The sequence below is a fragment of the Polaromonas sp. P1_E3 genome, assembly GCF_056405935.1.
Genome location: NZ_JBFUBD010000137.1, coordinates 1 through 6862 on the forward strand (window position 1 = coordinate 1; position 6862 = coordinate 6862).

Sequence of the window (6862 nt, forward strand, 5' to 3'; positions counted from 1 at the left end):
GTGCTCTACAAGGGCTTGACCGAAGCGGGCTGGCCGGTGGACTGCCCCAAGGCTTCGATGTACATCTGGGCGCGCATCCCCGAGGCTTACCGCAAACTCGGCTCGCTGGAATTTGCCAAACAGTTGCTGGAGAAAGCCAAGGTGTGCGTGTCACCCGGCATCGGTTTTGGCGACCATGGCGATGACTATGTGCGGTTTGCGTTGATCGAGAATGAGGCTCGGATACGGCAGGCGGTGCGCGGCATCAAGGTCATGTTCAAGGCGGATGGGGTGCTGAAATCCGCTCAGGCCGATAAGCAGGAAGGATAAAAAAATGGGCCGCAAGCGGCCCATTTTTTACGTGGCTCAATCCCGGCAGCACCAAAGGCGGCGGGCCTGTTTTGTCAATTGCCGGTGGCATTGGGCGTGCCTTTTTCTGCGGTACCGGCTGTGGCTGCCAGCAGTTTTTTCTCCAATTCGGCACGCTCCGCAATCTCCTGCTCCAGCAGGTCATTGACGTGTGCCAGCTCTTCCGCGGAACTCTGGATTTGGTCTTCCAGTTCTGCGGTTTTTACCAGCGCCATCGCAACGTCACCCGTTTTGACTGCGGGCGGAATTTCTTTTTCAAGGACCTTGTTGATCAGCAGCAGTTCTTGTGCCGATCTTTCCACCGTGTCCTGCACGGCATCATTTTTTTCGAGCGCACGCGCCAGTTGTGGCTTCTCGGGCGAAGTTTTCGGAGGCTTTTGCATGGGGTGCTTTCGTGGCGGGTGATGCCGGGTAACCGGTTATGGCTGTCGTTGATGAACGCGTGGGGAAGACTTGCTCATCATGCGCCTGAAATGCCTTGTTGGGGGGCTTTACCGGTGAGTTACCCAAGCCGGCAGGGTGTGGAGCCCGCTGCCCGCTGAACGGCGGCAAATACGCGGGCCACAGACAAAGAAGTGGGCCGCAAGCGGCCCACCTTTGCTTCTGCATCCATCCGGTGAATTCATCAAACCCCGGCGGAGCGAGTGGCAACTGTTATTGCGGTGCTGCGGCAGGCGCCGGGATCACCACAATGTTGTCGGTTGATGTCTGCGGCTGTATGCGCACGTTGGTGGCATCGGCCGGCACGACAACGGTTTCTACCTGGCGTACCACGCCGCCGCCGGCGACGCTGCCGTCGGCCTTGCCGTAACCCACGATACGCGCCTGGCAGGCGATCTGGTCTTCACCCTTGAAGACATCGCAGCGCTTCAGGGCGTTGGCGGCAAACTGTCCGTTGGCGTTGTCGACCTTGCCGGCGCGTTTGGCCGCGTTGGCGTTACGGACTTCGGTCATGCAGGTTTCACGGTCCTGCTGCGTTCTGCCTGTTTTACAAGCGTTCATCTCGCTTTGGGCATTGCCGGTGGCGTCGATCCCGGTGGTGCCGGAAGCAATCTGGGCAGTGGCGCCCAGAGAGAGCAGGGCGGCTGCGCCGAAACAGGCGGCAGTGCGCGCAAGGCGTAAATTCAGGGATGCGGTCATGGTCAAACTCCTTGTCGAAACTCGATGGATATCGATACATGGAGTCTGGGCCGCCCGCGCAAACGGCCATGAAAGGAAAAGCTCCGGATCAGCCGTGCCCTACGCCTGTCCGCCTGTAGGACAGGTCTTTCAGCGGGATAGATGGCTCAGGGGCTGGTGCCCGCATGGCTAACTAAAGGCTGCAAAGCCGGGTGAAGCGCGGTGCGGGATTCACCGAATTTTCTGAGATGTCTTTTTGTACAGCCTGCATGGCGGCTGCAGGGGACTACATCGACCAGATGCGCGGCGTAGACGGCGCCAGTTGCCAGAGCTGTGTGCGCCAGGCTTGCCAGACCTGCTTGAGCAGGGCCATGGCAGGCTCCACCACCGGTGACAGCACGCGGATGACGACGACCTGCGCGTCGGGGCTGGTTGCGCCGGCGCTGGCACTCAGCGGGTGGGCTTGCATCACTTCCCGCGCGCAGTCCAGCGCCAGCTGGCGGCGATGGCGTTCCAGCTTGCTGCCGGTCACGAAGAACAAAGACGCAACGCAGCGGTTGCCAGCCATGCCGAGCGGGCTGTTCATCAGCAAGGTATCGGTAGCTTCCATGCGTGCGCGTTCGAGCCAGACGCCGGGCACTTCGATGTGCTGGCGAAAACTGCCGCTTTCAAACGGCAGGCTGGCGGCGGGCAGGCCCAGGGCGGTGACGTCCCAGCCGATCAGCTCGGCCCCGGGCGCCAGCGTCATGGTCAGGCGGTTTTCGGCAAGGCAGCCGCTGTAGCAGATGGCTTCGAGCGGCAGCCATTCCATGCGGGCGCCGGCCTGCAGGTCAAGGCGGGTGCGCTGCAGGGCGGGTTCGTCGGCGGAGCGGTAAAAGCGTGTGGCGCCGGGTGTGGTGATGAGGCCGTGCGCGCCGGGCGCTGCGGTAAAGGCCAGGTCCAGCGTGTCGCCGCCAACCAGGCCACCAGGCGGGTGCACGATGACGTTGTGGCAAATCGCGTCGCCTTCGGGATAAAGGCTTTGCAGGATGCGCAGGGGGCCGCTATGGCGAAAGTGGGCAAGGGTCTTGCCGGCCTGGTGGGTGTAGTCGAGTGCGAGGGTCGCGTTCCAGGTCATGGGGCAAGTTTAACGTCGGGTGGCACAATCTTTACGATGAAGCGACATGCTATTTCGCCCCGGACTGGTTGTGCGCGTCCTTGTGTCCAACGAGTTGTTGATCCATGATTGATCTCAGCGCCGCAAACCATACGAATCGCGAGCTGGAACTCATGTTGGCGGGAGTAAAACCGCTGGCGATGTTCCATGACGAAACAAGTGTCCTGCCACATGAGGAAATTATTCCTGAAGGGAAGTTCGCTCCCTATGTCAATCAGGGGCTTTTTGTGCGCGGTGAGGAGACATACACAGGGGAATTCCATCCCGGCTTGAATCGCAATGTGCAAATCAAGTATGTGTTTTTCGCACTTGCCCGGGAAGCCTGGCGAATTCCTGCCATCTCGCTTCTTTTGCGCGTGCGCTACCTGATGAACAGCTGGCAATCCGAAGAGGTGGAGCGGATGGAAAGCTTCTTGTTGGGCTACACGGCTGAGGAAATTGACGCATGGTGCAACCATCGGTTCCCGAGGCTGTCCGGATGCTCAATCGAGGCAGCGCCTTGCGATGCTCAGGACAAGGGTTAGCCTGTGTGTCTCATGGCCATGAATAGCCTATGAAGAACCGCCTGCCTTTCTGGATATACCTGGTTGGGATGTTCCCCTTGGGCTATTGGCAGGCGCCGGTGCGGGCAATGCTCGGAGATTGGTTGTCGTTTGCCGTTGCGGTTGCGTATTTGCTCGTCCTCCGGCTTTTGGGTTTCTGGGCGGTCCGATGGCTGGAACTCCGGCAGAAAAGAATCATCGCGGACCACAACCTTTCGGTCGAAATCAGAAAACAGCGCAAGAGCGAAAGAAAAACATAGCTGGCCGGCCCACACGAGGGGCCCACCCTGGCCGTGCTTGCCCGCTCAGTGCGCAACAGTTTCTTTGGCTTCCTTCACCCGCGCGGCCAGATGGTCCAGTGCTTCCTGTACCTGGTCGACCAGGATCAGGCAGAGGTCACCGGGTGAGAGGCGCGAGAGCGCGGTGTCGATGGCCAGGAACTCGCCACGGATTTCGTCGATCTTTTGGGTGCGGCGCGCCTTGTGGGCGCCTTCCAGGCCCTGGCGCAGCAGGCCCATCACTTCACCGTCGGCGCGGCCGCGCTGGGCGGCGTCCTGGTACAGGATGACGTCGTCAAACGCGCCGCCGAGGATGATGGTCTGGTCGCGGATGTCGCTGTCGCGGCGGTCGCCGGCGCCGCTGATCACCACGCTGCGGCGCTGGCCGGGCGTGGCCGGCATCGCATCGACGGCGGCCACCAGCGCGCGCATGGCGTCGGGGTTGTGGCCGTAGTCGGCAATGACCGTGGCGCCCTTGTAGTCCATCACGTTGAAACGGCCGGGCGCGTTGTGCGCGTCGTTCACAAAGCTGGAAAGCCCGCGCTTGATGGTGTCCCAGTTGATGCCTGCGCCCCAGGCTGCCGCGACGGCGGCCATGACGTTTTCGACCTGGAAGCTGATGGTGCCGCCCCGTGTGACGGGCACACCCTGCAGCGCGATGCGCTCGACCCACGCGCCTTCGGCGGCTACCAGCATGGGGCCGTCGACGTACACGGTGCGCTTGCCCTGCGCGCGGTGCGTGGCCATCAGCGGGTGATGCCTGTCGGCGGCGAAGAAGATCACCTTGCCGGGGCAGGTGGCGGCCATGTCGGCGACGATGGGGTCTGCGGCATTGAGCACGGCGTATCCGGTGGTCGAGACGTTCTGCACGATCACACGCTTGAGCACGGCCAGGTCTTCCACCGTGGTGATGTAGTTCAGGCCCAGGTGGTCGCCGCTGCCGATGTTGGTGACAACCGCGACTTCGCAGCGGTCAAAGCCCAGGCCTTCGCGCAGCACGCCGCCGCGGGCAATCTCGAACACGGCCGCATCGACGTCGGGGTGCATGAGCACGTTGCGCGCGCTCTTGGGGCCGCTGCAGTCGCCGCTGTCGGTCTGCCGGCCGTTGATATACACGCCGTCGGTGTTCGTCATGCCGGTGCGCAGGCCGTCGGCGGCCAGCAGATGGGCAATGAGGCGGGTGGTGGTGGTCTTGCCGTTGGTGCCGGTCACTGCAACCACCGGCACACGGCCGTTGTCGCCTGGGGCAAAGAGCTCGTCGATCATCGCCACGCCCACAGCGCGGCCCTTGCCGTAAGAGGGCGACAGGTGCATGCGAAGGCCGGGCGCTGCATTGACTTCCACGACGCCGCCGTTTTGTGTCTCCAGCGGGCGCAGCATGCTTTCGCAGACCACGTCGACGCCGCAGATGTGCAGGCCGACCATTTGCGCGGCCGCCACGGCACGGGCGGCAACAGCCGGATGCACGTCGTCCGTCACATCGGTAGCGGTGCCGCCGGTGCTGAGGTTGGCGTTGTTGCGCAGAATGACGCGGCGCCCCTTGGCGGGAATGGAGTCGGGTGTGAGCTCCTGCGCTTCCAGGCGGGCCACCGCGATGTCATCGAAGCGGATCTTGGTGAGCGAGGTGGAATGGCCCTCACCGCGCTTGGGGTCCTGGTTGACGATGTCGACCAGCTCGCGCACGGTGTGCAGGCCGTCGCCCACCACCTGCGGCGGCTCGCGCCGCGAAGCCGCCACCAGCTTGTTGCCCACCACCAGCAGGCGGAAGTCGCTGCCGGGCAGGAATTTTTCGACCATGACGTCGCCGTATTCGGCGGCGGCCTTGTAGGCAATGTCCAGGTGGTCGCGCGTAGTGATGTTGACGGTGACGCCCTTGCCCTGGTTGCCGTCCAGCGGTTTCACCACCGCAGGCAAACCCACTTCCTGGGCGGCAGCCCAGGCATCGTCCCTATCGGTGACCGGACGGCCCAGCGGCACCGGCACGCCGGCCGCGCGCAGCAGCTTTTTGGTGAGGTCTTTGTCCTGCGCAATGGATTCAGCCACGGCGCTGGTGGCGTCGATTTCCGCGGCCTGGATGCGCCGCTGTCTGGAGCCCCAGCCGAACTGCACCATGCTGCCTTTGGTGAGGCGCCGGTAGGGAATGCCGCGTGCCACGGCCGCATCGACGATGGCGCCRGTGCTGGGGCCAAGGCGCTCGTCTTCGTCGAGCTCGCGCAGCTGGGCAATCGCGGCGTCCAGGTCGAAAGCGGTATCGCGCAGGGCCGCGTGGATCAGGGCCTGTGCCAGCTCCACCGCGAGCCGGCCAACGGCTTCTTCGCTGTATTCGACGATGACCTGGTAGGTGCCGGCTTCCACTGTGGCGGCGGTGTGGCTGAAGGTGATGGGGCAACCGGCGGCCGTCTGCAGCGCCAGCGCGGCGGCTTCCAGTACATGAGCCAGTGAGACGGGGCCTGCATGGCCGGTCTGGCGGAAGGCGCCCATCTCGGGGAACAGTGAGCGCACGCGCGGCTCAAAGCCTGGCAGGCCGGCGATATTGCACTCCGCTGCAGTGCAGGCAACGATGGCTTCGAGCGCCGTGTGGCGGCTCCAGAGGTTGGGTCCGCGCAGGGCGCGGATACGGGACACTTCCATTATTCGGCACTCCCGGCGGTTTTAGGGGTGGTTTCAAAGGCTTCCATGCCGGCGCCTATCAGGTTGAGCGGAATGCCCAGCGCCCAGGCGGCGCCCACGGCGGCCAGCAGCCCGCTTTCGGACAGCCCGCGCCGTTCGCGCCAGGCGGTCAGTTTGCCGAGGCCCGGCAAAAAAGCCTCGCTGGCGCCAGTGGCCAGCACGACCTGGTCCTGGCGCAGGTACAGCGCGCGGCCGCCCTTGGCGCAGTGCGCCGCAATGGCCCCGGCCTTGGGGTCGGTGCTGTAGAAAATGACTTCGCCGTCGCAAAGCGACTGCATTTCGGCGATGCGGGGATCTGCGGCATTGAGCACCGCAGCACCGCCGGGCAGCACCACATCGACCTGCGAGCGCATGACCTTGTACATCTGGTCAGCTTCGGTGATGTCGAATTCGGCCAGGCCTTCGGCGCCGCCCAGATCTGTGACAACGCCGACCTGGCATTTGTCATAGGGCAGGCCTGTGCGAAGGATGGTGTCGGCACCGTTTTCAAACACGGCGGCCTGTACTGCGCGGTTGATCAGCAGACGCTGGCCGGCTTCCCAGTTCGCGCAGTTGGACGCGTCTACACAGCGCTGGTCCAGGAACAGGCCGCCCTGGCAGGCCAGGCCGGTGTGGCGGCCCGACAGGTGCAGCAGCCAGGCCACCAGCCGCGCCACACGTTCGTTGCCGCTGGAGCCGGCARTGCCGACGATGGGAATCCGGCCGTCGGGGCCGTCGGAGTCTGTGGCGGGGAAAAGATGGTCGCAGAT

The 6862-nt window shown here is 63.9% G+C and carries 7 protein-coding genes and 1 pseudogene; 3 read left to right on the forward strand and 5 right to left on the reverse strand.

Annotated elements, in window-relative coordinates:
* Window positions 1-309, forward strand: a 309-nt coding sequence (locus AC1D0Z_RS13805; RefSeq protein WP_477658799.1) for an aminotransferase class I/II-fold pyridoxal phosphate-dependent enzyme, incomplete at its 5' end; no start/stop codon positions are given.
* A 74-nt stretch (window positions 310-383) separates the two neighbouring features.
* Here AC1D0Z_RS13805 and AC1D0Z_RS13810 read toward each other — a convergent pair.
* The 3 genes from AC1D0Z_RS13810 to AC1D0Z_RS13820 form a co-directional block, all read right to left on the reverse strand.
* Entirely contained in the window at window positions 384-731 is a 348-nt protein-coding gene (locus AC1D0Z_RS13810; RefSeq protein ID WP_477658800.1) for a hypothetical protein, read from the reverse strand.
* Between the two features lie 271 nt (window positions 732-1002).
* A complete protein-coding gene (locus tag AC1D0Z_RS13815) occupies window positions 1003-1488 on the reverse strand; it encodes a hypothetical protein (protein ID WP_477658801.1) in 486 nt (161 codons plus the stop codon).
* Between the two features lie 265 nt (window positions 1489-1753).
* Window positions 1754-2584, reverse strand: a complete 831-nt coding sequence (locus AC1D0Z_RS13820; RefSeq protein ID WP_477658802.1) for an urease accessory protein UreD — start codon at window positions 2582-2584, stop codon at window positions 1754-1756.
* A 104-nt stretch (window positions 2585-2688) separates the two neighbouring features.
* Here AC1D0Z_RS13820 and AC1D0Z_RS13825 point away from each other — a divergent pair, with 104 nt between their 5' ends.
* Together AC1D0Z_RS13825 and AC1D0Z_RS13830 are read left to right on the forward strand one after the other, a co-directional pair.
* The gene (locus AC1D0Z_RS13825) at window positions 2689-3147 is read left to right on the forward strand and encodes a hypothetical protein (RefSeq protein ID WP_477658803.1); all 459 of its coding nucleotides are present in this window, start codon (window positions 2689-2691) and stop codon (window positions 3145-3147) included.
* Window positions 3148-3176: 29 nt separating this feature from the next.
* Window positions 3177-3425, forward strand: a complete 249-nt coding sequence (locus AC1D0Z_RS13830; RefSeq protein ID WP_477658804.1) for a hypothetical protein — start codon at window positions 3177-3179, stop codon at window positions 3423-3425.
* Window positions 3426-3470: 45 nt separating this feature from the next.
* Here AC1D0Z_RS13830 and cphA read toward each other — a convergent pair whose 3' ends face one another.
* Together cphA and AC1D0Z_RS13840 are read right to left on the reverse strand one after the other, a co-directional pair.
* On the reverse strand, window positions 3471-6074 hold the full coding sequence (cphA, locus tag AC1D0Z_RS13835) for a cyanophycin synthetase (RefSeq protein WP_477658805.1): 2604 nt from the start codon (window positions 6072-6074) through the stop codon (window positions 3471-3473).
* A pseudogene (locus AC1D0Z_RS13840) lies at window positions 6074-6862 on the reverse strand (cyanophycin synthetase); the annotation flags it as partial. The gene cphA and the pseudogene AC1D0Z_RS13840, both read right to left, overlap by 1 nt.

Coding starts and splice junctions, on each gene's coding strand:
- AC1D0Z_RS13810 (WP_477658800.1), bottom strand. CDS start 731: ATGCAAAAGCCTCCGAAAACTTCGCCCGAGAAGCCACAACTGGCGCGT.
- AC1D0Z_RS13815 (WP_477658801.1), bottom strand. CDS start 1,488: ATGACCGCATCCCTGAATTTACGCCTTGCGCGCACTGCCGCCTGTTTC.
- AC1D0Z_RS13820 (WP_477658802.1), bottom strand. CDS start 2,584: ATGACCTGGAACGCGACCCTCGCACTCGACTACACCCACCAGGCCGGC.
- AC1D0Z_RS13825 (WP_477658803.1), top strand. CDS start 2,689: ATGATTGATCTCAGCGCCGCAAACCATACGAATCGCGAGCTGGAACTC.
- AC1D0Z_RS13830 (WP_477658804.1), top strand. CDS start 3,177: ATGAAGAACCGCCTGCCTTTCTGGATATACCTGGTTGGGATGTTCCCC.